This is a genomic window from Paenibacillus sp. FSL H8-0315 (assembly GCF_038005365.1).
In the GTDB taxonomy this organism is placed as follows: domain Bacteria; phylum Bacillota; class Bacilli; order Paenibacillales; family Paenibacillaceae; genus Paenibacillus_AQ; species Paenibacillus_AQ odorifer.
Genome location: NZ_JBBOTA010000001.1, coordinates 3,780,324 through 3,807,242, shown reverse-complemented (window position 1 = coordinate 3,807,242; position 26,919 = coordinate 3,780,324). Strand labels below are relative to the sequence as shown.

The 26,919-nt window shown below is 42.2% G+C and carries 22 protein-coding genes; 12 read left to right on the top strand and 10 right to left on the bottom strand.

Annotation, left to right across the window (positions count from 1 at the left end):
* The first annotated feature begins 1 nt into the window (after position 1).
* The 4 genes from MHB56_RS16590 to MHB56_RS16575 all read left to right on the top strand — a co-directional run bounded on the left by MHB56_RS16590 (position 2) and on the right by MHB56_RS16575 (position 2,439).
* Positions 2–295: a thiamine-binding protein gene (locus tag MHB56_RS16590; RefSeq protein ID WP_036682688.1), complete on the top strand. Its 294-nt coding sequence runs from the start codon at positions 2–4 to the stop codon at positions 293–295.
* Complete coding sequence (locus MHB56_RS16585; RefSeq protein ID WP_036682669.1) at positions 292–1,053, top strand: ABC transporter permease; 762 nt, start codon at positions 292–294, stop codon at positions 1,051–1,053. Before MHB56_RS16590 ends, MHB56_RS16585 begins: the two co-directional genes overlap by 4 nt.
* Before the next feature lie 34 nt (positions 1,054–1,087).
* The gene (locus MHB56_RS16580) at positions 1,088–1,921 is read left to right on the top strand and encodes an ABC transporter ATP-binding protein (RefSeq protein WP_076124748.1); all 834 of its coding nucleotides are present in this window, start codon (positions 1,088–1,090) and stop codon (positions 1,919–1,921) included.
* A 281-nt stretch (positions 1,922–2,202) separates the two neighbouring features.
* Positions 2,203–2,439: a hypothetical protein gene (locus MHB56_RS16575; protein WP_341143769.1), complete on the top strand. Its 237-nt coding sequence runs from the start codon at positions 2,203–2,205 to the stop codon at positions 2,437–2,439.
* A gap of 709 nt (positions 2,440–3,148) precedes the next feature.
* Here the strand turns inward: MHB56_RS16575 and MHB56_RS16570 are convergent.
* Entirely contained in the window at positions 3,149–3,898 is a 750-nt protein-coding gene (locus tag MHB56_RS16570; protein ID WP_076192743.1) for a WecB/TagA/CpsF family glycosyltransferase, read from the bottom strand.
* 234 nt (positions 3,899–4,132) lie between these two features.
* Positions 4,133–5,014, bottom strand: coding sequence for a nucleotidyltransferase domain-containing protein (locus MHB56_RS16565; protein WP_076185680.1), 882 nt, complete (start codon positions 5,012–5,014; stop codon positions 4,133–4,135).
* Positions 5,015–5,199: 185 nt separating this feature from the next.
* Here MHB56_RS16565 and MHB56_RS16560 point away from each other — a divergent pair, with 185 nt between their 5' ends.
* The gene (locus MHB56_RS16560; protein WP_076185678.1) at positions 5,200–6,246 is read left to right on the top strand and encodes a YncE family protein; all 1,047 of its coding nucleotides are present in this window, start codon (positions 5,200–5,202) and stop codon (positions 6,244–6,246) included.
* 46 nt (positions 6,247–6,292) lie between these two features.
* On the opposite strand, the gene MHB56_RS16555 is transcribed toward MHB56_RS16560, so the two are convergent.
* On the bottom strand, positions 6,293–7,816 hold the full coding sequence (locus MHB56_RS16555) for a DHA2 family efflux MFS transporter permease subunit (protein ID WP_076185676.1): 1,524 nt from the start codon (positions 7,814–7,816) through the stop codon (positions 6,293–6,295).
* A gap of 204 nt (positions 7,817–8,020) precedes the next feature.
* Between MHB56_RS16555 and MHB56_RS16550 the strand changes: the two genes are divergently transcribed.
* The 5 genes from MHB56_RS16550 (at position 8,021) to MHB56_RS16530 (ending at position 13,483) form a co-directional block, all read left to right on the top strand.
* Positions 8,021–8,911 carry a TetR/AcrR family transcriptional regulator gene (locus tag MHB56_RS16550; protein WP_248549116.1) on the top strand — a complete coding sequence of 297 codons (891 nt, stop codon included), beginning with the start codon at positions 8,021–8,023 and terminating at the stop codon, positions 8,909–8,911.
* A 77-nt stretch (positions 8,912–8,988) separates the two neighbouring features.
* Positions 8,989–9,678, top strand: a complete 690-nt coding sequence (locus MHB56_RS16545; protein ID WP_076124606.1) for a response regulator transcription factor — start codon at positions 8,989–8,991, stop codon at positions 9,676–9,678.
* Complete coding sequence (locus tag MHB56_RS16540; protein WP_076185674.1) at positions 9,675–10,679, top strand: sensor histidine kinase; 1,005 nt, start codon at positions 9,675–9,677, stop codon at positions 10,677–10,679. Before MHB56_RS16545 ends, MHB56_RS16540 begins: the two co-directional genes overlap by 4 nt.
* A 106-nt stretch (positions 10,680–10,785) precedes the next feature.
* Complete coding sequence (locus tag MHB56_RS16535; RefSeq protein ID WP_076192732.1) at positions 10,786–11,547, top strand: ABC transporter ATP-binding protein; 762 nt, start codon at positions 10,786–10,788, stop codon at positions 11,545–11,547.
* Positions 11,537–13,483, top strand: a complete 1,947-nt coding sequence (locus MHB56_RS16530; protein WP_076302323.1) for an FtsX-like permease family protein — start codon at positions 11,537–11,539, stop codon at positions 13,481–13,483. The genes MHB56_RS16535 and MHB56_RS16530 overlap by 11 nt, the downstream gene beginning before the upstream one ends.
* Before the next feature lie 214 nt (positions 13,484–13,697).
* On the opposite strand, the gene MHB56_RS16525 is transcribed toward MHB56_RS16530, so the two are convergent.
* Positions 13,698–14,369 carry an O-methyltransferase gene (locus MHB56_RS16525; RefSeq protein WP_076302322.1) on the bottom strand — a complete coding sequence of 224 codons (672 nt, stop codon included), beginning with the start codon at positions 14,367–14,369 and terminating at the stop codon, positions 13,698–13,700.
* 339 nt (positions 14,370–14,708) lie between these two features.
* Between MHB56_RS16525 and MHB56_RS16520 the strand changes: the two genes are divergently transcribed.
* Positions 14,709–15,605, top strand: coding sequence for a LysR family transcriptional regulator (locus MHB56_RS16520; RefSeq protein ID WP_341143768.1), 897 nt, complete (start codon positions 14,709–14,711; stop codon positions 15,603–15,605).
* A gap of 66 nt (positions 15,606–15,671) precedes the next feature.
* Here the strand turns inward: MHB56_RS16520 and MHB56_RS16515 are convergent, their stop codons facing one another.
* The 3 genes from MHB56_RS16515 to MHB56_RS16505 all read right to left on the bottom strand — a co-directional run bounded on the left by MHB56_RS16515 (position 15,672) and on the right by MHB56_RS16505 (position 20,464).
* Complete coding sequence (locus MHB56_RS16515; RefSeq protein WP_248549118.1) at positions 15,672–16,154, bottom strand: NUDIX hydrolase; 483 nt, start codon at positions 16,152–16,154, stop codon at positions 15,672–15,674.
* A 35-nt stretch (positions 16,155–16,189) separates the two neighbouring features.
* Positions 16,190–17,905 carry an ABC transporter ATP-binding protein gene (locus tag MHB56_RS16510; protein WP_248549119.1) on the bottom strand — a complete coding sequence of 572 codons (1,716 nt, stop codon included), beginning with the start codon at positions 17,903–17,905 and terminating at the stop codon, positions 16,190–16,192.
* A gap of 306 nt (positions 17,906–18,211) precedes the next feature.
* Complete coding sequence (locus tag MHB56_RS16505) at positions 18,212–20,464, bottom strand: beta-L-arabinofuranosidase domain-containing protein (RefSeq protein ID WP_341143767.1); 2,253 nt, start codon at positions 20,462–20,464, stop codon at positions 18,212–18,214.
* A gap of 144 nt (positions 20,465–20,608) precedes the next feature.
* Between MHB56_RS16505 and MHB56_RS16500 the strand changes: the two genes are divergently transcribed.
* Positions 20,609–21,502, top strand: coding sequence for a helix-turn-helix transcriptional regulator (locus tag MHB56_RS16500; RefSeq protein ID WP_076218986.1), 894 nt, complete (start codon positions 20,609–20,611; stop codon positions 21,500–21,502).
* A 47-nt stretch (positions 21,503–21,549) separates the two neighbouring features.
* Here MHB56_RS16500 and MHB56_RS16495 read toward each other — a convergent pair whose 3' ends face one another.
* From MHB56_RS16495 to MHB56_RS16485, 3 genes are all read right to left on the bottom strand, one after another.
* Complete coding sequence (locus MHB56_RS16495) at positions 21,550–22,527, bottom strand: phosphotransferase (RefSeq protein WP_341143766.1); 978 nt, start codon at positions 22,525–22,527, stop codon at positions 21,550–21,552.
* 102 nt (positions 22,528–22,629) lie between these two features.
* Positions 22,630–25,020: an ABC transporter permease gene (locus MHB56_RS16490; protein WP_341143765.1), complete on the bottom strand. Its 2,391-nt coding sequence runs from the start codon at positions 25,018–25,020 to the stop codon at positions 22,630–22,632.
* A 265-nt stretch (positions 25,021–25,285) separates the two neighbouring features.
* The gene (locus MHB56_RS16485; RefSeq protein WP_341143764.1) at positions 25,286–26,860 is read right to left on the bottom strand and encodes a sigma-70 family RNA polymerase sigma factor; all 1,575 of its coding nucleotides are present in this window, start codon (positions 26,858–26,860) and stop codon (positions 25,286–25,288) included.
* Between the last annotated feature and the right edge of the window lie 59 nt (positions 26,861–26,919).

Here is a 26,919-nt window from a genome sequence, read left to right as displayed (position 1 = left end):
TGTGGCTAACACCCTACTAAGCATTCAAGTAATTCCAAAAACTCCGAACAATGAGGATTCCATCCCATACGTAGATAAAGCGATTGAGGTCATTCAGAAATCCGGTGTTAAACATCAAGTGAATCCGCTGGAAACCACAATGGAAGGTGAGCTTAGCGAGCTGCTGGAGGTTGTGCGTCAGATGCAGGAGGCGTTGATCGAAGCAGGCAGTCCAAGCGTAATTTCGCAGATCAAAATCGCTCATAATCCTAACGGAATCAGCATGGATAAATTGACGGAGAAATATCGGCCGTGAGATCGACCTGGAAGCTAATATGGCCGCCCCTTGTGGCGGTCGTCTTCTTTTTAACCGTATGGCAGCTATCTGTATCTGTATTTCATATTGAATCCTGGATTCTGCCGAGTCCTGCTGATATTGCTCGTGAATCCACCAGTAACGCTTCTGGTCTTTGGGCTCATACGATGGCTACGCTGCGGCTCACTTTAATTGGTTTTCCCATTGGTACGGGGGTAGGCCTGATCGTTGCTTTGCTTTTGCATCTTTTGCCTTGGGCTAGACGGGCTTTTTATCCACTTATTATTCTGAGTCAAAATGTTCCCTCCATCGCGCTCGGACCCCTGCTCATTATCTGGTTCGGCTTTGGTCTTTTGCCCAAAATCGTGCTGATTACACTAGTATGTTTCTTCCCGGTAGCTGTCGCTGCGATGGGCGGTCTGGCCCAAAGTGATCAGGTCATGATGAATTATATGAAAATGGCTGGCGCAAGCAAGTGGCAAATTTTCACCAAGCTGGAGCTGCCCTCTTCTATCCCGGCACTATTTTCCGGCGTAAAAATATCTGCTACTTATGCGGTTATGGGCGCCGTGGTCGCTGAATGGATTGGCGCGGATAAAGGTATTGGCTATTATATGCTTCTGCAGAAATCCGCATATCGTACGGATCGGATGTTTGTTGCTATTGTTATTATTGTACTTTTAAGTCTTGTACTCTTTGCTATTATTGCATTGCTGGAAAAATGGCTGGTTCGCTGGAAGCCGCGCCGTAACTCATAGAAAGGAAGATGCCTGTATGTCTCAAGCGACGCAAATGCAACACAGAACAACAGAAGTCATAAGCTCTCCTGAAGCTCATACCGTGGCACCCGCCCTTGAAGTGAGCGGCATCTCCAAATCTTTTTCCCATCGTCGCCGTGAGACGAACGTTCTGAATAATGTCTCTCTCAAGGTAGAGCAACAAGAGTTCGTTTCGATCGTTGGTCCTTCCGGCTGCGGAAAAAGCACCTTATTCCATATGATTGGCGGCCTTGTGAAACCCGATGCAGGCACGATCCGCATGAACGGTAAGGTCGTTACAGGTCAACGCGGTGAAATTAGTTATATGCCGCAGCAGCCTGCGCTTTTTCCTTGGCGTACGATTGAGGATAATGTGCTGCTTGCTGGGGAGATCAAGGGCGCACTGCGGGATGGAGCCCGCGAGGAAGCGCGCCAGTGGCTTGCCAAGGTTGGGTTAAGCGGGTTCGAACATGCTTATCCGCATATGCTGTCTGGCGGGATGCAGCAGCGTGCAGCTTTTCTCAGAGCATTGCTCGCTCCGCAGGAGCTAATGTTGCTGGATGAACCTTTCAGTGCACTGGATGCACTAACTCGCAGTGAAATGCAGCGCTGGCTACTTGAGCTGTGGGAAGAGAATCGCCGCTCTGTGCTGTTCATCACTCACAACATCGAAGAAGCGTTGCTGCTCTCTAATCGTATCTATGTATTTTCCGGCCGCCCCGGCTCCATTCTGCATACAGTCGATGTGCCGTTTCCGCGGCCACGCCGTGATGAGATTACGGACTCTCCCGAGTTCCTTAAGCTCAAACGCCAGTTGTCACAGTGGATGCGAGAGGAACAAGCTAAAAATAGGCAGCCGCTAGCTTAATCGCTAAGCTCTGTAAACTGATATCGCTGGTATAGCGGTGTCAGTTTTTTTATTTTGCAGCGATAAACTCCTACCCTATTTTCAATTAACGCGGATGTATCTGCTCAATTAAACAAATTTCACTCATCATAATAGGGATCACATTAAATGTGTGGCGAAAACCGACTCCCTGTTGGTAATGGATAGTAACCGGGCGGGCTGGGGACATTTACGGGATTTATACCGTTGATTCACTTCGTCGGGCCGGATTTGGCTCATTCTGCGGGATTTATACCGTTGATTTGCTTCGTCGGGCCGGTTTCGGCTCATTCTACGGGATTTATACCGTTGATTTGCTGCTTCAGGCCGGATTTGGCTCATTCTGCGGGATTTATACCGTTGATTCACTTCGTCGGGCCGGATTTGGCTCATTCTGCGGGATTTATACCGTTAATTCACTTCGTCGGGCCGGATTTGGCTCATTCTGCGGGATTTATACCGTTGATTTGCTTCGTCGGGCTGTATTGCACCCGATCTAGGGCATTTTTGCCCTTGTTTTGCCACTTCGGGCTGAAATGCAACGATTCAAGGGCATTTTTGCCTTTCTTTTGCCTCTTCGGGCTGTATTGCACCGATTCTAGGGCATTTTTGCCTTTCTTTTGCCTCTTCGGGCTGTATTGCACCGATTCTAGGGCATTTTTGCCTTTCTTTTGCCACTTCGGGTTGAATTGCACCCGATCTAGGGCATTTTTGCCTTTCTTTTGCCCCTTAGGGCTGTATTGCGCCCGATCTAGGGCATTTTTGCCTTTCTTTTGCCTCTTCGGGCGGAATTCCAGTGACTCAGGGGCATTTTTGCCCTTATTGTTCCTCTTTAGCTTATAGTTTGAATTAAATACGAGACTATGGCATCAACCAGAATCGGTGTTGTTTATTATTATTAATTTGTTTAAAGGTCACAGCTATAGTCGCACTTACATCCTACTCACCACTCTTACACATACTCCCACTACTCACTTTTGCTCCCATTCCTTACCTCAATCCCACTACTTACTCTTACTCTTACTCTTACTCTACTCCTACTCCTACTCCTACTCCTACTCCTACTCCTACTCCTAGTCCTTACCTCAATCTCACTACTCACTCTTGCTCATACTCCTCACCTTACTCCCACTAATCTCTCTTACTCTTCCCCCTCCTCCTCTCCCACCAACCGAACCTAAAAAAGGCCCCATAAACGAGGCCTTTTCTTCATTTCCTAATCATAGCTCGGAACACGAATTTGGGCAGCACTGCCTGTCTGCGCCATCGCGACTTTTGTCCCTTCGCAACGGGAGCGAACAAAAGTCGATGCAACCACTCCAGATTGAGTTTTTTCCATAGCGCTGGTGCAGGAGTAACTTTTCCCGCTATTACATCCAAGCTGCCCCCCACGCCAAAAACAACTTTTACCTGCGTAAGCTCCTGTTTGTGCTTATATACCCATTTGTCAGAGTATGGCGCACCCATCGCAACGATCAGGAAATCTGGCTGTGCGCGCTGTATTTCTGCTACAATGGCAGGCTCCTCTTCCTTGGTAAGAAAACCATTATGTCTTCCTGCAATCTTCACATTCGGATATAACTCCGTGATCTTTTCGACCGCTTTACAGCTGGTAAGCTCATCTGTTCCCAAGAAATAAAAACTCCATCCCAAGCTATTTCCTTGCTCCAAAAGCTCAAGAAGCAGCTCATATCCAGTTACCCTCTCAGCAATAGGATCGCCTTTTCTTTTTGATGCCATCACAATGCCAATCCCGTCAGGAGTGATTAGATCCGCTTCTTGAAGTATGGTTCGTAGCAGCTCGTCCGATTGACTTGTTATCGTAATTTCCGGGTTAGCCGTGATCAAATGGAAAAGTTTCGATTCCCCAGATTGAATATGTTTTGTTAGATGAAGTGTTGTCTCATGTAGTGTTAGTTTTGAAAAGGGAACTCCTAATATTGAAACTGTCCCGTCCATATAATCACCTCTCACTAAAATTCCACTTCAATATACCTTACCATAATCAAGAGGAGGAAGGGGAGTCATTTAAGTTACTTAATCACTACAGCCAGCTAGCCACTCACCCAAATACTTATAGCCACTTCAACCATCCGACCATTCCACCACTCCGACCATCCCAGCCACTACAGCCATCCCCAGCAACCCCGCCACCACAGCTACTCTACTCACCCAAACACCCTATAGCTCCACTCACTCCTCCATAAACTTCCACCACTCTACTAACCAAGATTCATCGATCCCCCGCATGCGGAATTCCTCTACAAGTATCTTCCGGAATCGTTTTTCCATTTTGACAAAGTTATTATCCTCCTGGTACATAGGGGCAAAGGATTCATCATCTCTAATAAAACTCCAAAAATCGCCCGCACACTCCAAAATCTTTCGGCCGACAGTCGTTTGTTTGGCTACAGGTACCAGCCATTTGTCATAGGGGTAGGGGTGACCTTCAATAGTAATGGCACAGCGTAATGCTTCTTTATAAAGAGAAACCGCTAAAAATAAAATAGGAAAGGCGTCGCCACGCACTACCGGATTATCTAAGCTTTTGGCATAACTTCTTAACTGTATGTATGAATTCTTACGAAATCTCATTAGGACTTCAGGTTGGAGGGGCACATAGGCATCAAAAAGTGACTTTACATCCAATCGGTCATAGTAGATATATGAAATAGAAGCATTCCACAGCCATTCCATATTTCCGCTCATTAACGCCGCTTTAATTTCTGATATTTTATGCAGTGTGTAATGTCCGGACTTGCCGCTGGGAAGTCGTAAATCCATAAAAAAACTACTTTGCTCCGGGATCAGCCCCGCTTGCTCGAACCGATGATTAATGCTGCTATAATACTCATCCTGACAAATAATGATTACATCCACATCCGACTGCTCATCCACCACACCAAGTGCGGTCGATCCATCAAGGAGAATACTTACCCGCTGACTCTCCTCTTTCATTAACGGATGATTTAGAATTTCTTGTGTGATATACTGCCCAATTTCCTCTAATAATTCGCTATGAACCTGCGTCTTATCAGGTGTTAATAAAATATCCGACAACACTGATTTCACCATCTCAACCCCAACCTCCAATCAATCTCAATTTCTCAAAAAATAAAACGCCTACACCTAACCTAATATTTGGATAATGGAGTACCATTCTACACTCCTAATATATATCTTGCAAGGATAAATGAAGTACCCTTTTGCCTAAGCCTAAATATAATGAAGTATCTATTTACTTGGAAAGGGGTAAAAGCATGGCGCAGCCAAAAGTGATTGCTACAGTCCGCTCTGCCGGACCGATCGGAGATATAAAAGTAAATGTCGTCACGAATCGAGTATACTTTGTAAACCCAGACACCGAGGCTGGAACTATCGGGGTATTGGAGGGCAGAACTAATCGCATTATCGCTCGGATCCCTGTAGGAAGACTGCCGTCTCAGCTCGGAATCAACCCCCAAACCAACCGGATTTATGTACCTAACTTCCGTGACGAAAACGTATCTGTCATAAACGGGCGGACAAACCAGGTAATCAAAACTGTCAAAGTAGGCCGATTCCCAGACAATATCGGAGTAAATGTTCGAACCAATCTGATTTATGTAACTAGCGCATTCGGAACCCTATTCGTCATAGACGGGAAAACAAATCAGGTCCGTAAAAAGATTGAAATCGGTGGACGCCCCTCCAGAATTGTTATCAATGAGCTTACCAACCGTGTCTATGTGACCAATACAGTAAATGATAGCGTCACCGTCATTAACGGAACTACACAGGCGATCATTGCGACAATAAAAGTCGGAAGTAACCCCGTGATAGCGCCAGCACTTAATAAAATTACCAATCGTATTTATGTCGCTAATAACTTGAGCCGGTTTTTTTCTGTGATCAATGGCCGAACCAATAAATTGTTGCGTAATGTACAGCTGGGACGTTTGCAAAGTGAGGTCGTTATAAATCCGCTGACGAATCGTATTTATGTCTCAAGTGCACAAGTGGAGGGTAAGGGCAGGCTGTTTGTCATAGATGGGCGCAACAACAAAATTATAACCACAAAGGTGTTGCCTACCTCCTCCAACACGATTATCAACCCGAATACAAATCATTTATTTGTTGGTAATTTTGATAAGAATCATATGTCCGTTTATAACGCCACCACGTTTAAACGGCTCGCAAGATTCTCCTCCGTATCAGGCAGCACTGTGCTAAACCCGCTCACAAATAGAATTTATGTAGGTGGAAACGACTCCATAACGGTCATTCAAGATGGACCAAGACTCACTCAGAGTTCTATTTTTAATTAAGACAAAAAGACGCCCACCATAGGTGAGCGTCTTTCTACATATCAAATTACATCGATCTAGCGGATGAAACTTGTTTAACAGCCACTTTTTCCTCGATTGTTTCTGTATCCTTAGGCTGTATCCCTCTTTTTATGAAGAAAGCTAGGATAAAGGCAATGATGGCTACGCCTACTGACACTAAGAATGCATCGTTAATTCCTTCGATCGTTGCTTTTGCGATGACTTGGTTTTGAATGCCAAGCAATTGCTCTGCAGAAGGCTTAGCCGTTAATTTACTCACAGCTTCAGCTACCATATCTTTGACATGTGATGTGGTACTGTTAGACATAATCGTTACAAGCAGCGCCCCGCCAATCGCCCCGGAGACTTGCTGAATCGTACTGTTCATGGCTGTACCATGCGGTGTATATTTAGCCGGAATGGAGTTCAGACCATTGGTCATCACAGGCATCATAACCATTGAAATCCCGAACATTCTCACAGAATACAAAATCATAAGTGTCGAATATTTCGTTGTCTCAGTTAGATCACTAAAGAAATACGTACTGATCACTACGATAGCCAGACCGATTAACGCTAAGACTTTGCCGCCGAATTTATCGAACAATTTACCTGTGATTGGAGACATAACCCCCATAATCAACGCACCAGGCAACATTAGGAGTCCCGAATCCAGAGGTGAAATGCCTCTAATATTTTGCAGATAAATCGGCATTAACATCATGGCTGAGAACATCGCCATATTCAGTGTAATCGAAATCGCTGAGGATAAAGCGAACATCGGATATTTGTACACTCTGAAGTTAAGCATAGGCTCCTTCATCTTCATCTGGCGCATAATGAATATCACTAAACCAATAACCCCGATAATAAGGGTGGAGTAGACCATTGGATCATCCCATCCTTTATTCCCAGCGGAACTGAAGCCGTATAGAAGACCCCCGAACCCAATCGCTGATAGAACTACAGATAGAATATCAATTTTAATAGCCACATCTTTTTTAGGATCATGCAGTTTGAAGAAGGCAAGAATGAACACCAATACGGCGATCGGTGCAATCATAAAGAACAGCACAGGCCATTCATAATGCTGAATAATCCATCCTGACAGTGTAGGACCAATGGCTGGTGCAAAAATCATAACCAAACCAAACATCCCCATGGCCGAGCCACGTTTTTCAGGTGGAAATGTGGTGAACAATACATTCATTAATAATGGCATCATAATCGCGGCCCCTGAGGCTTGGACCATTCTCGCAATCAATAATACAGGGAAACTTGGAGCAAAGCCTCCAATAAAGGTCCCTATTGCAAATAATCCAATGGCGATTAGGAATAATCGTCTGGCTGTATACTTTTGAATTAAAAAGGCCGTTGAAGGAATCATGATCCCGTTCACTAGCATATAACCCGTCGATAACCACTGTACCGTTGAGGCACTGACATCAAAATCCTTCATAATCGATGGTAAAGCTATATTGAGTAAGGTATTACTCAGTAAGGCAACAAATGCACCAATCATAAGGATTGCCAAAATCCCGTAGGACGCTTTACTTTCTTTCGTTTTCATTTTGGAATCCTCCATTCTATAATCATACCGTCGGTTCATATTTGAACTTATGTTACAACGTAGAATATATTACTCTTATATTTACTGCTTGGCAAGTCAGAATTCATTTAAAAACTAAATTGTATTAAGTGGAAATATAAGCTAGTCTATTCTACGTGAAGAGTTTTTTTGCACAAAAGAGTCCAGCTTAAAGGGGCACCTAAGATGATAAATAAACGGAAAGAGCAAGTGATTCAAAAAGCACATGAATTATTTATTGAAAAAGGCTACCACGCCACATCCATACAGGACATTCTGAATCACAGCCGGATCTCCAAAGGATCTTTTTATAATTATTTCCCTTCCAAGGGGGATCTCTTTAAAGCTGTATTCACCTCTATTCATGACCAGCTGGAAGAAGGCAGAAATGGCCTGCTCATTGGCCAGGACCCCTCTGACATTGATATATTCGCTAAACAAGTTCAACTGGTTATGAAAATCAATAAAAAAAATAAATTGTTGCAGCTGGTTGAAGATGCCCTGGTCTCCAATGATCCGGATTTAATTACGTTCATCAAAAAAACTAAATTCACCTTATTAACCTGGGTGCATGAACGTTTCCTGCATATATTTTCTGAAGATAAAAAACCCTATCTACTGGATGGAGCCATCATTTTCACAGGCATCTTGCAACATATGCTGCAAATTAACAGTGCCATGAATGAAGTCATTACCTCTCAACAAATCATTAATTATTGCACTACTCTTATCCAGACGATTGTTGAGGACTTAAGTGAAAAAGGAATGCAGCTTATCTCCCCCGATCATGTAGGGAAACTATTGCCTGTTGCTGAATACACTGATTTTTTTAATAATGATTTATCGTTTGCGACCGTAAGCTTAAAAAAAATTATTGATAAATCATTCGCCGCCGATGATCCTAGCCTGTCCAATGCACTGAAGCTGTTATATTTTATCCAAGAAGAGATCATGAACAACAAGGAACCAAGAGAGTTCTTAATCGAAAGCGCCCTGCTCTCCTTGAAAATGTGCCCTCAGTTTAATGAAACGAAGGAATTTGCGCATTATCAGACAGTGTTATCTGCAATGCTCTAAGCACAATCAAAGTATGGCTTCAATCATTTAAGCGTATTCTAAACGCAAGGCACGAAACTAAAAGTGTGGTGACCGATTTGTTCAAGCTTTTATTAATCGAAGATGATACAACGCTGTTTAATGAGATCAAAGAACGGCTTACGCAGTGGTCTTATGATGTATATGGCATTCAAGATTTCAACAATGTTACGCAGGAATTCACGGAAATCAAACCTGATTTAGTGATAATTGATATCCAATTACCCAAATTCGATGGGTTTCATTGGTGCAGAATGATTCGCTCTCACTCTAATCTGCCGATTATCTTCTTATCCTCTCGGGATCATCCGACAGATATGGTGATGTCCATGCAGCTGGGAGCCGATGATTATATCCAAAAGCCCTTCCATTTCGATGTACTCATTGCCAAGGTGCAAGCCATTCTCCGGCGTGTGTACAATTACAATACGGATAACATTGAACTCAAAACGTGGTGCGGAGCTACCGTCGATTATGAGCGGAATTCAGTGACCAACGACACGGGAACGATTGAGCTTACCAAAAATGAGATTTTCATATTGAAATTGCTCATTGAGAAAAAGAATAAAATTGTCACCCGCGAGGAATTAATTAATAGCTTATGGGACGATAAGCGCTTTATTAGCGATAACACCCTTACCGTCAACGTAAATCGGCTGCGCAAAAAGCTCGACGAGCTTGAATTAGGGGCGTTTATTGAGACGAAGGTTGGACAAGGGTACGTAGCCATTGAAGAGGATTCTCTATGATTAAAAAGTACCTGCTCGAAAGACTCGGTTGGATTTTGCTTTTTCTCTTTGTACATCTATTTATGCTCTTTATCACCTTTATGGACCCGACCATCCCCCTGTCTTCAGTGCTCTATCTGGTCTCTTTATCGATGATTTTTTTCGTAATTTTTCTAGTCATTCGCTATCCTAAGGAAACCAGATTTTATAAAAGCTTAAATGAGCGGGACGATGATCTCGATCTGACAAGCATCGCTCTTGCCGAAAGTCCTTTTGAGAAAATCATCGAAGAGAGCATCACCAACCAAGTAAAATTGTTAAAGCGGACTGCTTCAGACAATTTAATGAATTTGGAGCAAGAGAAGGATGAGCTGTTATCCTGGATTCATGAAGTAAAGACTCCACTGACCGCAATGCATCTAATGATTGAGCGTATAGAAGATGATGTTATGAAGGGGCACTTGACCTATGAGTGGCTGCGTATTCACCTGCTGCTGGATCAGCAGCTCCATCAAAGACGGATACCATTTATTGAAAACGACCTGTACATGGAGCAAATCGATATAGAAACGCTTATTTTTAGTGAGATTAAGACATTACAATCTTGGTGTATTCAGAAGGGAATCGGCTTTGAGTTGAACTTAGAAGCTGCTGAAGTGCTTAGTGATGCTAAATGGCTGGCTTTTATCCTCAGACAACTTCTAACCAACGCCGTAAAATATAGTGAGGCTTCTGATATTACAGTGAATAGCTACCAGCAAGCTGAACATATCGTTCTTGAGGTAAAGGATTGCGGGCGCGGGATAGATCCGAAGGACCTGCCGCGCATCTTCGACAGAGGGTTTACTTCCACTACTGTACATCGCGACAATGCCGCCACAGGCATGGGCTTATATTTAGCTCAGAAAGCAGCTCAATCCTTACTCATCATCATCGGGGTTCAATCCAAGCTCGGAGCGGGATCAACATTTACGCTAACCTTCCCACTCAAAAATGAATTCGTTAAAATCTCAAGCATGTGACAACAATGTCACATGCTTTTATATTTTGTTCGGGCAATCGCAGGATAAGAACAATAAACTTTTTTATAATAAAGCTATACAAGAAGAAACGAAGGAGTGAATCATTATGGCAATTCTAGAAGCTACTAAAATTCATAAAAGCTATGGCAATAAATTAAACAAACAATCCGTGTTAAGCGGACTCGATATTCGTATAGAAGAAGGCGAATTCGTTGGCATCATGGGGCCTTCCGGTTCAGGTAAAACCACCCTACTCAACGTACTCTCGTCGATCGACAAAATCAGTAACGGATCTATTACCATCGAGGGCAATGAAATCTCCAATATGAAAGAGAAGCAGCTTGCTGAATTTCGCAAGAATCATTTAGGTTTTATATTTCAAGAATATAATCTCTTGGACACGCTGACGGTAAAGGAAAACATCCTGCTGCCACTATCCATTACCAATACACCCAAGAAAGCCGCCAATCAGAAATTCGAAAGTCTCGCAAAGGAATTGGGGATTTTGGAATTAAAAAATAAGTACCCCAATGAAATCTCTGGCGGTCAAAAACAACGTACCTCAGCAGCTCGTGCCTTCATTCATGATCCAAGTATTATTTTTGCTGATGAGCCTACCGGGGCGCTGGATTCTAAATCCGCTTCTGATTTATTAAATAAGCTAAGTGAACTCAATCAAAAACGAAGAGCAACCATCGTTATGGTTACACATGATCCAGTGGCTGCCAGTTATTGCAGTAGAGTTATTTTTATAAAAGATGGAAAAATCTATACGCAACTAAATAAAGGAGAACAATCAAGACAAGTTTTCTTCAACGACATTATAAAAACACAGGGTGTATTAGGCGGTGTGCAGAATGAGCATTAATGTATTAATGATTCGAAATCTGCGAAAAAACATCCGAAATTACTACCTATACGTGTTTGCGCTAGTTTTTAGTGTGGCCTTATATTTCGCCTTTGTCACCTTGCAATACGATCCCTCGATGGATGAGCTGGAAAGCTCTATCAAAGGGGGCGCCGCCATCACGGCTGCCTCGGTTTTACTAGTCGTAATTGTCTCTATTTTCCTGTTGTATGCTAATACGATCTTTATCAAACGACGCGGCAAAGAAATTGGCTTATTTCAGTTAATTGGAATGACCAAAAATAAAATTTTCCGCATTCTTTCGGCAGAAAACTTTATCCTATATTTCGGTTCCCTGATCCTAGGGATATTAGTAGGCTTTTCTATCTCAAAATTGATCCTCATGATCTTATTTAAAATAATGGGGGTCGATGCTATAGCCTCCCTTCATTTCTCTATCGAAGCTTTGATTCAGACATTGATCGTATTCTGTGTGATTTATCTTTTGATCATGCTGATGAATTATGGATTTATTAAAAGACAAAGTATCTTATCCTTGTTCCGGGTAACCTCAACAACAGAAGGTACAGTGAAAAAGTTATCCTTCTTTGAAATGATCATAGGGATTGTCGGAATTGGCCTAATCCTACTGGGCTATGTGCTCTCCTCTAAATTACTTACCGAAGACGTAACCTCAATGAATCAATTGGCTATATCCATGATTACTATTTTGGGATCCGTCATTATTGGGACCTATCTATTTTATAAAGGCTCGGTAAGTTTTATTTTTCATATCATTCGTAAGCGGAAAAACGGCTATCTGAACATTAGAGAGGTTCTATCTCTTTCCTCCATTATGTTTCGCATGAAATCCAATGCCGTATTATTAACCATCATTACAACGGTATCGGCACTAGCCCTGGGTTTATTATCCCTTAGCTACATTTCCTTTTACTCTGCTGAGAAAACTTCCAAGCAATATGTCCCAACGGATTTTGTATTCACGAATGCCCAAGAGGCTGAACAATTTACAAAGATCCTAACGGCAAATGATTTAGTATTTACAGAAAGAAGGACCCAAGTCCTTCAGGTCGATGTAGATGTTGAAGAGATTCTTGTTAAAAAACCGGACGGAGACAATATGTTTTCAAATATTATGACCCTGGCGGTCATAAGTGAAAATGCACTTGAAGACGTTGATCTAACTCCAGATAAAGCTTATTTTACGAAATCAAGCAGTGCACTGGATAATTTTGTTACTATGAAAGATAAAGGTGCGATTGAACTCAAAGGGTTACATGAGGTTTTTCCACAGGATTATAAAAGATTAGATATCGAAAGTCCCATTTCAGGGTATTACACAGGAGGTGGCTTACCGGTTGCGGTTGTAGACGAATCGATCTTTAAGCGCTTAAAGAAGGATTTAGATCCTGCCCTTCAAAGGGGATCCTCCCTTAATATCGGGATTGATATGAAAGTCCGGGCAAGCGTTGAACAGGCAAATGAACTTTTCAAGACCTTGAAATTTGATGAGAAAAACAAACAAGACTCTCAATTAGAGTCGATAAAAGGTCAAAAACAAAATATGGGACTCATTATGTTTATCGTTGCTTTTCTGGGGTTAACCTTCTTGATTACCTCCGGATGTATTCTATACTTTAAACAAATGGATGAAAGTGAAAATGAAAAACCTAACTACACTATTCTGAGAAAGCTTGGATTCACGCAAGGCGATCTGCTCAGAGGTATACAGATGAAACAATTGTTCAACTTCGGTATTCCATTAGTCATAGGTCTGCTTCACAGCTACTTCGCCGTTAAATCCGGCTGGTTCTTATTCGGCACAGAGCTTTGGACACCGATGATTCTGGTGATGCTGTTATACACTGCTTTGTATTCGATCTTTGCAATATTGTCCGTCTTCTATTACAAAAAGGTAATTAAAGAGGCGCTTTAAAATAACAAAGGTGTTCCAAAAGCCATCATGGCTTAGGGACACCTTTGTTTGATTTGATATCATTTACAGGTAGGAGGCACCGGCATCTATCGGACACAGATGAACCTCTTTCTAAGTAATAGCGTCACTGGAGTCCGAAACCCTGCTCTATAGGCTAAAAATTCGCAAATAACGCCAACGGGGTCCGTAACGCTTAGAGGATCTGTCGAATCCCTCAGCTATTCACAATCCCCAATACAAATCCATCATAACCTTTGCTTCCCACCGTCTGAATGGCAGTAGCCGAAATTCTAGACTCTTCAGCCAACAGATCATAAAATTCCCGTACGCCTACTACACGAGCGTCTTCGCTATTCTCATTAATGACCTCGCCTTCACGAATCACATTATCTCCAAGGATCACCGTTCCGGGCTGGGAGAATTGCAGCGCCCACTTTAAATAGTTAGGATTATTCGGTTTATCGGCATCTATAAAAATAAAGTCGAAGGGTTCAACGCCCTCTTGTTTCATCTGAGACAGTTGCTCTAATGCATCCCCTACACGAAGCTCTACCAGATGATCCACCTCAGCAAGCGAAAGATTAGCTTTAGCTACCTGCGCATGAATAGGATCCAGCTCCAAGGTAACTATCTGTCCGTCAGACGGCAGGGCTCTTGCCATCCAAATCGTACTGTACCCGCCCAAGGTGCCAATCTCCAAAATCCGGCGTGCACCTTTCATTTGCACCAGTAGATTGAGGAATTTCCCCTGACTAGGCGAAACATCAAAGGGCGGCAACCCTGCCTGTTGATTGGTGACCAACACTTCTTCCAATACAGCGTCCTGTGGAATCAGGCGCTCTGTAATATACTGATCGACTTTATCCCAAGTAGTCGTTTGATTCATATTTATCACTTCTCCTTTAGTATTGATTTTGGTTTAGATGAACTTATAAATTCCACATTTAGGGATCGTTCGTAACTATGAGGAGTGTTTGGACTTCCGGTCGCTGTTGTCTCCAGATTTCTTCAATTTAAACACTGTTCATGGTTGAAATCCGGAGACAAAGGCGATCGCTACGCTCCTACAGTTCCAAACCTCCTCTCCATTATTCCTTTCCCTAATCTCATCTTTCCAAGTTCATCTTTATATCTGTATTGTAAATCAGTTATAATCATAAATATAATATATCTTTATATTTAATTTATATATTTAATATATGAATCGAAGAATGGGAGTTTAACCATGAACCTACATGCCTTACGCTTATTCCATGTAATCGCATCGGCAGGCAGTGTGACACGCGCTTCAGAAATTTTAAATATAAGTCAGCCTGCCATCACTGCGCAGATTAAGAAGTTCGAAAAGGAACTGTCCTTTGCCCTATTTAAACCTCAAGGCAGAGGAATTGCTTTAACAGATGCAGGGGAAGAGCTTACTCTACTCGCCAAGCGACTGTTCGCCGTAGAACAACAAATTGAGCAATTCGCTCAAGATTATGTTAACGGCAGTAACGGAAGTATCCGTCTAGCCGCAACGTATTTGCCTGCTCACTTTCTCATTCCTACCTGGATTGCAAAGTTTAAGCAGCAATATGAACAAGTGGAGATGATGATCACCACTACCAACTCAAGTGATGCCCTCAAGCAGCTGTTAAATGTAGATGTGGATATAGCTATTTATGGAGGAATCGCCGAGGCTTATCCAGATACAATCCAGACAGAGGAGTTATTTCAGGACGAGTTATGGTTTGTAGTCGCACCCGATCATCGTTATGCCAATCAGCAAGTTTCTCTATCCGAAATGATGAAGGAACCCTTCGTTATGCGTGAAGAAGGGAGTTCAACGCGGGAGCGATTATTATCTTTATGCCGCACATACAACACACCCGCTCCTATCATCTCTCTGCAATTTAATGGACTACATGAAGCCATCAAAGCCGTTATCGCCGGATATGGCGCAAACTTCGTTTCTTCATTAGTCGTACGCAAATATGTAGAGCGTGGAGAATTGTGCCGAGTATATTTAGAAGGAGTCCATCTGAAAAATACCATTGCAATCTGTACACGTAAAAATGAGCCCTTATCAGCAGCCGCAGTGAATTTAATTGAGATGATTCGATACAATCCTTATACGATATAGCGGAATGATTGCTCATTCCCAACAAAAGAGGCCTTCCCTTTCGGGAAAGCCTCAAAGCTTCTTTTTTTACACCGTCCGATCCAATTTAACTCCAAACGCACCTCCAGTTACATAATCCATGTACCTAGTATTTCCGTCGAAATCCAAATAAGCTTGATAGCGGGTACGAATAGCCGCTGCAGAAATCAGATCCAGCACCTTCTCCTTGGCTACCCACATCACTTCAGATGTTTCCTCCGAAGTACTTAATTCTCCACCCACGGGCTTGCAGATAAAGTCTAACATGACCTTGGTAGGAACATCCGTCTCACCGTCATACCATTTATGCATACCTGTATTCGAATACACGCCAATCAATTGAGAAACAACGATATCTATTCCACTTTCCTCTTTAATCTCGCGAATTAGTGCATCCATTAGGTTTTCTCCAACTTCCACTTGTCCTCCAGGAAATACCCACCCACCATGATGTGTTTTTACTAAAAGAATATCTCCCTCTTCATTTATTGCAATTCCACCCACCGCTACAATATGTGTTGGCCAAGCCATAGATAGCACCTCTTTTTTTAGAAGAGTCTAGCAATTTATCGATAATCTGTAAACGATATTTTTCTATTCCATAACGCTTTAAAAGCTTCGCACTGTTCTATTAAATCATCAAACTTCCCTTCCCCAACAATTGACCCTTGATCCACTACCAATATCTTATCAACGTCTTTTATAAAATTAAGCCTGTGGGCCACAATGATGATAGTTTTGTCCTTAAATTCATTTAAAATCGTCTCCATAAGACTTTGCTCAGTGATATTATCAAGCGCTGACACAGGCTCATCCAGAATTAGAATATTTCTTTTTTGGGCAATGATTCTGGCAAAGGCTAATCGCTGTCTTTCGCCTCCTGATAATTTGAGACCTTTTTCGCCCACCAAAGTATCTAAGCGATCCGGCAAATGGCTTACTTTTTCCTGCAAATGAACTTTTCCCAGAATCTCATATAGCTCTTCATCCGACAGAGTATCCTCATCAAATACAATATTATCCCTTATCGTAGCATCAAAAATCGGCGTATCTTGGGATAGATAGGAAATATGATCATAGTAGCTATTCAAACGAATCTCATCGATATCCTTACCGTCCAGTAAGAGTTCACCTTCGCCCTTTTTTAATAACCCCACAATCAATTTAATCAGCGTAGATTTCCCGCCTCCACTTAATCCGACAATAGCAACGGAAACTCCTCGCGTAAGCGAAAATGACAGGTTATTCAGAATCTGCACATTCCCATAAGTAAAGGACACCTCCCTAAACTCAATATTGCCTTGGAGCTCAGTGATGGCTTCTCCGGATTCCAAGTTCTTATCTTCTGGGGCAGCAATAAATTCCTCGAATCTTCTGTAGGTCACTTTATTCAGTCTGTAATCTACAAATAAAACATTAAAGATGGCAATTGGGGTATAAATTTTATCGATGAACATAAACAATGCGACCACAATACCAAGGGAGGTCTCGCCTGCGACAATGCTTTTCACACCATAAATCAGGACAACAACTTTAATGATCGTGACAAATAACTCGAATATAGCAAAAAAAGCTTCATGGATCATTTTTAGCTGAGCATTTTTATGAATGATAGTGCGTGCGGTCTGGCTTAATTTATCGATCTCTTTCTCATATCTCTTGTTGGTTCTAAAGACGACCAATTCCATAAACCCGCGGATAGAGAATCTGGACATCTTTTCTTGCTCTTGGAGAATGGCAGCCTTCATCGCATACAGAAATTTCAACAACAGATTTGTTATCAGAAAGACGACCACATAGCCAGCTGCAATCACTAACATGATCCTTAGATCATAGAAGCTGATAAAGACTAGACTGAATAGAAGAGTAGGTAACAACTCATGTAGTGTTTTGAGAAAAAAAGAAAAAATAATGCTGTTTCCAGCCGCTGCCCCGTTCTCGATCACCTTAATCATCTGCCCTGTTCCCATATCCTGATACGCTTGATAATCCATTTTTGATATTTTGGACAGTGCAAGAATCTTTAACCGCTCCGTGATGCTGTTCGATAAAAACACACTCGGGTATTCGTCTATATAATTCAGGATCGCCACCCCAGCTAGCAGAGCCCCATACACTATAATTAATGTGGATATTTCACCAAAACTGTTGATTACCGTGGCCTTATCTAATATTTTTTGAAAGACAACAACCCCTAAACTACTTAACAGCTGAATGGCAAAACCCAATAAAATATAACCACATACCCACCACTTTAGGTGAGCTAGACTCTTTTTTAACATATCGTTTATCCCCTCTTTTAATTGAATGCAAAAAAGCCAGACGCTCCTATCCCACTGTAAAAAACCATCCACAAATAAACGGTTCTCTAAGTTAAATAGGTTAAGTGCCTGGCTCTACAAAAATAGCTGCCTATGGCACCGTTCAAAGCTCTAGTTAGTTGTAATCAAAAGGGTAGACTCCCCCCTTGATAGCTGGTACGCGTTTCACCCAGCCCGATAACTAGTTCCTTGTAACGGTACGGAAAGACATCCATTTCACCTCAATTAAAAGAATTGACCCTATTATAATTCTGTAAGCCTTTTTATTCAAGAATTACGTTTAACGATACGTAGTCCGGCCACTTGGCCAACCTTATGTCCTTCATGAGAAGCAAACTTGATCGTAACTGCTGATTTGCCGCTCGTGATCGGCTGCGGGAGTTCATAGCGAATCGTCTCCAGCTTATTCATCTCCTCAGACTCAAGAGTGCCTACACCAAGTTGCTCCCCATCCGCCAAAATATCAAATGCCAGCGAAGTATCGTTCGACTTCAGATACGTGACCACCAAATCCACTTGCTTATCCGGCAAAACTTCCATCGTGAAGGAGAACCAGCCATTGATCCAGCTGTCCCGATACTTGCGATTGTGGATTTTACCTAAGCCTACAAATTCACCTGTGAAATTATGATCGCGTTCAGGCTGCATTTCAGCAGGTTGTACCGAATCGACAGTTAACTGCTCAAGCAGCAAGTTATTCTCCACAGCTTCGCGATATTCAGCCTCTGCCAGCTTCCACTCTTCCGGTGTGAATAAATCCCAATACACGGAATAACGATGATCATGCATAGGGTAGAACGGACGAAGCTCATGATCCCCTGTATACCCTAAACCTTTCATCCGGAACACATTTTTGCTCACATTAGATTGGATGAGGTTGTCCGTCAGTGTGTCCCGATCTCCGATTAATACGGAAGCAAGGGCGCGATCTCTATTGGTCTCTGCATTTATAGGCCCAAAATCACCTGCGAGCACAAGTGGCCCGTAAAGGAATGCAACTCGGTTCGGATTATCCGGCATCGTCTCGATTCTCACCGACATCGGAATATTGTATTCGACAACGTCTCCATCCTGCCACTCTCTATCCAAAGTAAAGTAGTTAGATTTGCCTACATTTACTTGAACGTCTTCACCATTTACGCTAACACTCATCCCTTGCTCAGCCCAGTAAGGATATCTTAGCTTTAATGTGAATTTCGTTGGCTGTGCTGCACTGATCCGTAGTATACCTTGTCCCTCTGCCGGGAACCTGGTCTCTTGCTGCAAGCTAATGCCTTGCTCTTTCCAAGCCACTGTAGAAGGTACGTACTGATTGACATAAAGCTCATCTGCACTATGGAAGTATATCGCCGAGCCATACATAGAATGGCTTTCCATTCCCGAACCTACACAACACGTAAAGCTTTCGAACTGCGAATTAAACGATTTATGTCCACCCATCTCGAGAGATACGAAGTAACATACCCGGCCATCTACCGGCTCCTGAGAGGCTAAGATGTGGTTATACATCGCACGTTCGTAGTAATCTGCATACGCTGCATACGCATCCCATTGGAACATATGCTTAGTCAGCTTCAGCATGTTGTACGTGTTGCATGTCTCACAAGAGCCTTCACCCAATCGATCATTTAACTTATCCGGTTCACCAAAATGCTCATTATAGCTGTTGCCGCCGATCACATAAGAATGATGATTCACGACCCGATCCCAGAAGAAGCGGGAAATACCTGCATAATGCTCCTTCCCAGTTACCTCATATTGTCTAGCAGCTCCGATGATTTTTGGAATCTGTGTATTAGCATGTCTTCCAGCTAGGGTATCTTTTTCTACGGCCAGATCATTAAACACTTCCCCATGATAAAAGCTTTCCGCTAACGCGAGGAAACGATCTTCTCCGGAATCCTCTGCCAAATCCGTCAGCGCTTCATTCATGCCGCCAAACTCACAACGCAGCACCTCTTGGATCTGATCTTTACTCAGCCCTGCAAAAATATCCTCAAGCCACAGCCCCAGCTTCGTTTCAATAACGAGCGCCTTCTGATTGCCGGCCAATCGATAAGCATCGCGAAGACCTGCAAACAGCTTATGCATCGTGTAAAGCGGCACCCAACCTCCGTTGAGGTCAAAGCCCTGTGAGCGAATGTCGCCTGCCTTCACTTCCTCAAATAACTCCTTGCCACGAGGAATGCCGGAAATAAAGCCATTGCCATGCGCATCCTGACATTGCTCTAATTCATCTACTACATAATTCACGCGTTGTAGCAGCTCTTCATTTCCCGTAGAGGCATACATTAACGCACATCCAGAAATATAATGGCCTAACGTATGGCCGCTAATACCCTGAGATTCCCAGCCCTCGTAGTGAGCAGCCTTAGGCTCTAAGCCAGCATATTCGCGAAAACGCGACAGAAGCCGATCTGCCTCAAGCTTAAGTAAATAATCAGTATTTAACTCCATCGCATGGAGAAGTGGACCTGAATCAATTCGTACGTTCTGTAGATCAAAAGCTTGCGTCTTCAATGAAATCGCTCCCTCGCAATCTTGTCAGGGTTAGATGACAAGTGTATATTTGTATCCATAAGATAACACCGGAACGTTGATTTGTCGGTAGACCAGTCGTACAAATAGTGGACAAACCCGACTTATGAATACTAGGAGGACCGCATGAGCTATTTAAAAATAAATGCAGATGCACCTGTTCATTTTACAGCGGCAGGTGAATTTATCTCAGAAACACCATGGAAGCATGTGGAGCGTGTTATGGGGAACTACGAACTAATCATTGGCGTGAACGAAACGGTATATTTGAGTGAGGAGAACAAACAATTTGAAGTAGGCCCCGACGAAGCTCTTCTGCTCATGCCTAATCGCACACATGTCGGCTATAGAGAGTCACGACCCGGGGTTAAGTTTTATTGGTTTCATTTCGAACTGACAACCGAGGGGTTATTACTGAGTGAGGAGGAAATGAAGCCTGAGGCAGAAGAAATCTTTTCGCGCACACAGCGCTTATGGTCCGTACATGATCTATATCTGCCCCAAATCATAAAAATCCAACATAGTGACCGGATTCATATTCTAGCGAATCAAATCCTTCATGTGGCCAACTCGGGGTATTTAACCTATTCCAGCGTTAATTATTTGCTGACCTCGCTTTTAATTGAGCTGTCTGAGCATGCACTTCAGCCGTTCGCCAGTAAGCTGATCCGCGCACAGCAAGATGTCACCTTCGTCAAAATAGCTGAGTGGACAAGGATACATGCAAGCGAACCGCTTACCGTGGCCATCATCGCGGATAAATTCAATTACAACAAGGACTATCTAGCTCGGCTATTTAAACAGCATACCTCCATGGGGCCATTAGAATATATCCATTCAGTACGTGTGACTAAAGCGAAGGAGCTACTAACCAGAACCGCATTAAGCGTGAGGGACATCGCGACAGAGACGGGATTCACCGACGATAAATATTTCATGCGCCTCTTCCGAAAATACGAAAACATGACACCCACCCAATATCGTAACGCTTATCATAAGACGTTTATGAATAATGACTGAAGTAAAGCCACCCCTAAATATGGAGTGGCTTCTTGTTTGGGTATTGTCTATTGGATAGAATGAACTTCACACCAATTACGTAGGAATTGCAGATTAGTATTGAAGTAATGATCGTTTTGCCACCCACAACTCCAAACCTGTGCGTTCCCTGTGTGCAGACCCATCAACCATATCTCCCGGATAGCAACAAATATAGGGATTGCCTTTAAATCGTTCTCAGATAATACTTTATGCTTTTGGTATGAATCCAGGAAAACAGTCCATTGTTCATTGTCAAAATGCTCTCGTTCTTTCCCTCTAACCCTTGACCACAGAAACACGGAAACATCATAGGCCCTCCAGCCAAAACCTCCGCAATCAAAGTCGAAATGAGTCAGGGTATCCTCGTAGAAATGTACGTTCGCTCCATGAAGATCACCATGACATGCCCCCCAATCCAGCTCTGATGAGATTTCAGCTATGCTATTTGCCAATACTTCCGACAAAGATTCTAGATAATCGATATCCTCTTGCCTGTGGGATAAAGGCTTGCGAATCGATTGAAGCGGTTCTTTAAGCAGATGATCCAGATTAAGCGTAAATCTTTGCTGCCCACATTCGAAATCATCCATAGCCAGATGCATCTTAGCCACTTGTTCACCGTATAATTCACAGCTAGCTTTTTCATCGGAATAATTGCCTTTTGCAAAAGTAAACAGAACTGCGTAACGTGTTCCTTCAGGAGCCTCCAGCTCAATTAGGTAACCACCATCCCTGCTGATTACCGGAGCCGATACAGGGATATTCTTCTTATTTAAGTGATTCAATAACTCCACTTCAAAATCAATCTCATGTTTATTTCGCCAATGAGCTTTATAGATCCTAAGAATGTATTTATCAATAGAGGTCTTTAGTAAATAGGTATCATTAAGTCCGTTCTCATAAAAACTACACTCCAGAACATCCCCGATTTCATAAAGATCATTAATTACGGGTACTATGGCATGGGAAGAAATTACGGAATGATACACCGGCAGTTTCAGCATATAAATCACCCTTCAACGTTAATTGCTACTCACTATTTATTTTCACGTTTGGCCCGTATAAAGGCGAGGGATTTATTAAATATAGCTAAACTTTCCGCATCGTTAATTTAATTGCTCTATAATGCTCTGCTTCGATATTGATCGTCTAACAAACTGAACCATACCAGTCTGGACAAGTAAAATAACCAAGAAATACAGGAAAATAGCACTCCAAGGGAATTGGTATTGAATGTAGGAAAGCCCCCCCATATTCCCTGCACTCTTACTTATCATGTATCCCATTAGATTGCCCGTAAAAAGAGCCATCGTAAAGCTTCCAACAACTAAAAATCCTGTTTCATAGGTTAACATAGCCATTAATTGTTTTCGGCTCATTCCTATGGCTTGCATAAGGCCTAGCTCCCCTTTTCTTGCAGAAATAGTGGTGATTATGGTGTTCAAGAGATTGATCATACTGAATACTGCTATAAAAACCATAAAACTATACACTGAAATAGTGATAGTTCTAAAAGCAATTCTATTGGATTCCACAACTTCGGAAAAAGACAATAATTTGAGTGTATCCTCATTGAGAATCACACCCTCTAACTCACTCTTTATTAACTCTTCATTCGATTTATCCATAGTAATAACTTCGTAGCTCTTATTGCTATTAAAAGGGGCTACAGTTTGCATTACTTTGGGTGGAAGATAAAATGAAGTTCCTGAATTCTTATCCGTAATATCTCCAATGATCTCAAAATCATGTTTAACCTTCTCCTGATCATTAGCAATTATGAATGAAATATGATCACCGACAGCGTAATGAGCCCCGTAATAATCTAAGTCACTACTGGCGCTGTTAAGGAGAATGTAGGATGCATCCGACGAATCAACATCCGGGATCTTCCCCTCAGCCAAATGACTACTCCATCTTTCGTTGTTTAACGTAGGGATATTCTCAATACTGACTATCGCGGCCCCATCATCCGTTTTTATTCCTTCGATAGCAGCTTCAATATACTGATGTTCGATTACGTCCTCAACTTCATTTATAGCTAGGATTTTATTTTTTAAAGAAGTAGATAGTTGCCCTTCCGTCTGAAGATCACTTAATGAGGTTGTTTCAGAATACAACTCATTATTAATTTGAATATCAAACCGACCATGATTCGGAAAATATTTCTCTGCTTTTGAGATTGGATCGACCGAGTTTAACAATGTCCCCAAGGAAACAAATAGCGTTCCGCTTAAAAAAAGAGACAGCAAAGTTAACACCGTCTTTTTCCTGCTTCTTGATAAGTTCAATGCAGCTAAAGAAAATGGTGTGAGTCTTTTCGAGTTTCTTTTCTCCTTTTTTGTATTAACATCGGCATCTACATGTCTAATCGCCGTTATAGGAGAGATTCTTGATGCGAATTTAGATGGTGCGTTTAATGAAGCTCTAACTGTTACTTTGGTGAGCAAACCGGCTAAAAAGGCAAGTGAAAAACTTGGAACTGCATTCCAGTGAAAGCCACTTAAAATCCAGCTCATTAAACATCCTAAGATAACTCCAATAGGGATATATTTTCTTGAAAGATTTTTCCCTTCATATAGAACTAGCTGTTTTATCTGCTTTTTTGTTGCACCGATTGCTCTAAGTTGTCCGTATTGTTTAATTCGCTTAGTAATTGAAATATAAAAGATATTGTAGATAACTAGCCAACAAGCCAGTGCGATGATCAGCATGATAGACAAGATGGATATCACAGTGCTTCCTGACAGATTATTACTGTCCACATTCACATTATTGATCTGAATATTTCTCTCAGAGATACCCATTCGCTGCCCTATTTCTTTGATTTTTGACTTCAGTTCCTCGTTGGAATAACTGCTGCTGTTGTTGATGCTAATTGCCGCGGAGTAATCCTCTTTGGAAAGAAACGGATCTGCCTCAACGAACGCGCTTGATACCAGAGCATTGTAGCCGATTCGATTCTCGTTACCTGATGCGGTTGTTTGCAGAATTCCAGAAATCACAAATTGGCTGGTTTGAAATTCTTTGCTGGCATTGTTTCTAAATTGCAAAGAAATAGAATCGCCAAGCCCCAGGCTTCGATCATCGGATAACTGAAAGTCTTTTTCTATTGCAATTTCATTTTCTTTTGTAGGGAACTTCCCCAGAACGATATTGGCATTTGATAAATCCATCATGGCTTGATCCGTGTAGAGAATGGACAATAAGCGTTCTTCTTTTTTCTCTCTGCCTATTTCCTTATAGAGTCCGATTTTATTAATTCCCTCTATTTCTTTCAATCGTGAGATTTCATTGTTATTGAGATTATAGAATAAAGCCTGGAAATTCGACTCATGTTGTAGGTTAGTAAAAGAATTATAACCAAAGGTCATTACAACAGTTAATAAAAACGCAGCTAAAGCTATCACACTGCCTACAAAGTAATTTTTGGTTTTTTCCGCTTTTAAATTTGCTTTTGCAATTCTTATCATTGCTGTTTTATTCTGTATGGACATTGATACATCATCCTCCTATCGTATAACGAATATTCCTCCCTTTGCATCATCAAGTGAATACTTTCACTATTTATTCTATAGATAATATTCTCCAACAAAGATCAATCACCCTTTAAATAGATGATATATACTATATTTACTATTCATATAATATATGGATACAACAAAAAAGCCTTCCCCCTCTGGAGCGTTTGAGTATCTCCAAGTTAGTGGAAGTCTTTTTATGCTCAATATGCCTTGTGTAGCAAACATTTAGATTAATAAATTACGCCTCGGCACTTCTCTCCTGAAGCGCACCGACCAACGGATTCCACCGCCAGCGCGGAGTCAATCCTTGCAGATGTACACCTCCAAACCACTCATCGCTGCCATTCTTCTGCACCCAGTCTTCGTTTCCAGCTATTACACTCTTACCTAGCTCTGTTAATACAAGCTCACAGTCTTTAAATTGCATTACTGAATCGTTATAAACAGGGAACTCATTGCATCCATGGGTTTGTAGCAAAGGGTACGTGCCTTGTACCATCTTTCTTAGGATATGCCAATATTGCAAGTCGCCCATTCCCAAGATATGAAGCTTATCACCCACATTTTTGAACAGCTCATAGGGTGATTTTATTCCCTCATGGATCATCTCCAGCGTGATTTGTTCTACGATGCCAAGTCCGTTTGTAGTAGAAGGAAAGCGCGATAAATGCGCCCGGAAGGCGTCATGTGCAAAGGGTAACGCCGATGTATCTGTAGTTAATCGTTGTTGCAGCAATTCTGGATTCGGTGATACATAGGCTTCCCAGAGTGCTTGACCTGCTTCTAATTCTTTGGCTCCGATTAGCTTCCATGTGCCTGATAATGTTTCCATCTGCTCTATAGAAAGTTGTCCAAGTCCTCGAAATAACTTTATTCCCGGATACTCTCCAATGCATAGTAAGCTTAGCTTGGTGGTTAACATTTTCTGCTTCGAGAACCAATGGAGTAAATAACTGAGCATCGTCTGATCGAAAAGGTCATGCTCGAACCATAACACCACTTCTTCATATTTATGGAAATCAGCTAAAATCTTCTCTTGCCTCTCACTATTGGCGATAAATTCCCTCTGCGGAATCCCCATCGTTTGTTCCAAATATTGCGCTCGAACAGCGCGGTTATCTCCATCGGCAGGATCCAAAAATACCGGCCCATGCGAATATACCTCTCTCCACACTAGTACATCACCTTTCACGATTCCTTGCCGCAGCTTCTCTCCCACTACATCTCCATTTACAATGTGAAGCACAGCTTTTCCCCCTTCGTACAAATGGTTGAATACGGAAAGAACATCTGCTACAGGCAATGCACCTTTCAGCTTGCGGCGGGCATCAAAAAGTCGCTTCTTCAATACCGAAACCGAAGTCCCCAGAAAGTCAGCAATCTCTTGTAGTGAGTAGCCTTGAAAATAATATAATTGAACGGCAATCCGCATATTGGACGTTAATGCAGCTATAGACTCGTGAACCAGCCGTTGGGTTTCCTTTTTCTCAATAATATCTGCTATAGAAAATGAAGATTCTGTCGCTTGCGCAGCTTCCTCGTAGGGTAATGCAGGATGCTGCTTTCTTCGCAAGATGCGATAACATTGCCGCACCACAATAGCTTTAAACCAGCCCGGGAATGCCTCTACTGCTCGTAATTTATTCAAATGCAAAAAGGCTTCTGTGAAAGCTTCCTGCACAGCATCTTCCGCTAATTGATAGTCACGCAGCTTTTCGAACGCAACTGCATTGGCCATCGGTGTAAAGTGCTTAACAATCTGTTCAAAAGCTTGTCGGTCTCCTTGTTTAGCCTCTTCGATATACTGAAGCATCTGTCCTCCGCTCCCTTCTTCCGTATTATATACAAGTGCCAATGAAGTTCCTAAAGGTT

What these genes read in the sequence shown, in the direction of transcription:
- MHB56_RS16580 (WP_076124748.1), top strand. Translation starts at nt 1,088, where the DNA reads ATGCAACACAGAACAACAGAAGTCATAAGCTCTCCTGAAGCTCATACC.
- MHB56_RS16570 (WP_076192743.1), bottom strand. Translation starts at nt 3,898, where the DNA reads ATGGACGGGACAGTTTCAATATTAGGAGTTCCCTTTTCAAAACTAACA.
- MHB56_RS16565 (WP_076185680.1), bottom strand. Translation starts at nt 5,014, where the DNA reads ATGGTGAAATCAGTGTTGTCGGATATTTTATTAACACCTGATAAGACG.
- MHB56_RS16560 (WP_076185678.1), top strand. Translation starts at nt 5,200, where the DNA reads ATGGCGCAGCCAAAAGTGATTGCTACAGTCCGCTCTGCCGGACCGATC.
- MHB56_RS16555 (WP_076185676.1), bottom strand. Translation starts at nt 7,816, where the DNA reads ATGAAAACGAAAGAAAGTAAAGCGTCCTACGGGATTTTGGCAATCCTT.
- MHB56_RS16550 (WP_248549116.1), top strand. Translation starts at nt 8,021, where the DNA reads ATGATAAATAAACGGAAAGAGCAAGTGATTCAAAAAGCACATGAATTA.
- MHB56_RS16540 (WP_076185674.1), top strand. Translation starts at nt 9,675, where the DNA reads ATGATTAAAAAGTACCTGCTCGAAAGACTCGGTTGGATTTTGCTTTTT.
- MHB56_RS16535 (WP_076192732.1), top strand. Translation starts at nt 10,786, where the DNA reads ATGGCAATTCTAGAAGCTACTAAAATTCATAAAAGCTATGGCAATAAA.
- MHB56_RS16530 (WP_076302323.1), top strand. Translation starts at nt 11,537, where the DNA reads ATGAGCATTAATGTATTAATGATTCGAAATCTGCGAAAAAACATCCGA.
- MHB56_RS16525 (WP_076302322.1), bottom strand. Translation starts at nt 14,369, where the DNA reads ATGAATCAAACGACTACTTGGGATAAAGTCGATCAGTATATTACAGAG.
- MHB56_RS16520 (WP_341143768.1), top strand. Translation starts at nt 14,709, where the DNA reads ATGAACCTACATGCCTTACGCTTATTCCATGTAATCGCATCGGCAGGC.
- MHB56_RS16515 (WP_248549118.1), bottom strand. Translation starts at nt 16,154, where the DNA reads ATGGCTTGGCCAACACATATTGTAGCGGTGGGTGGAATTGCAATAAAT.
- MHB56_RS16510 (WP_248549119.1), bottom strand. Translation starts at nt 17,905, where the DNA reads ATGTTAAAAAAGAGTCTAGCTCACCTAAAGTGGTGGGTATGTGGTTAT.
- MHB56_RS16500 (WP_076218986.1), top strand. Translation starts at nt 20,609, where the DNA reads ATGAGCTATTTAAAAATAAATGCAGATGCACCTGTTCATTTTACAGCG.
- MHB56_RS16495 (WP_341143766.1), bottom strand. Translation starts at nt 22,527, where the DNA reads ATGCTGAAACTGCCGGTGTATCATTCCGTAATTTCTTCCCATGCCATA.
- MHB56_RS16490 (WP_341143765.1), bottom strand. Translation starts at nt 25,020, where the DNA reads ATGTCCATACAGAATAAAACAGCAATGATAAGAATTGCAAAAGCAAAT.
- MHB56_RS16485 (WP_341143764.1), bottom strand. Translation starts at nt 26,860, where the DNA reads ATGCTTCAGTATATCGAAGAGGCTAAACAAGGAGACCGACAAGCTTTT.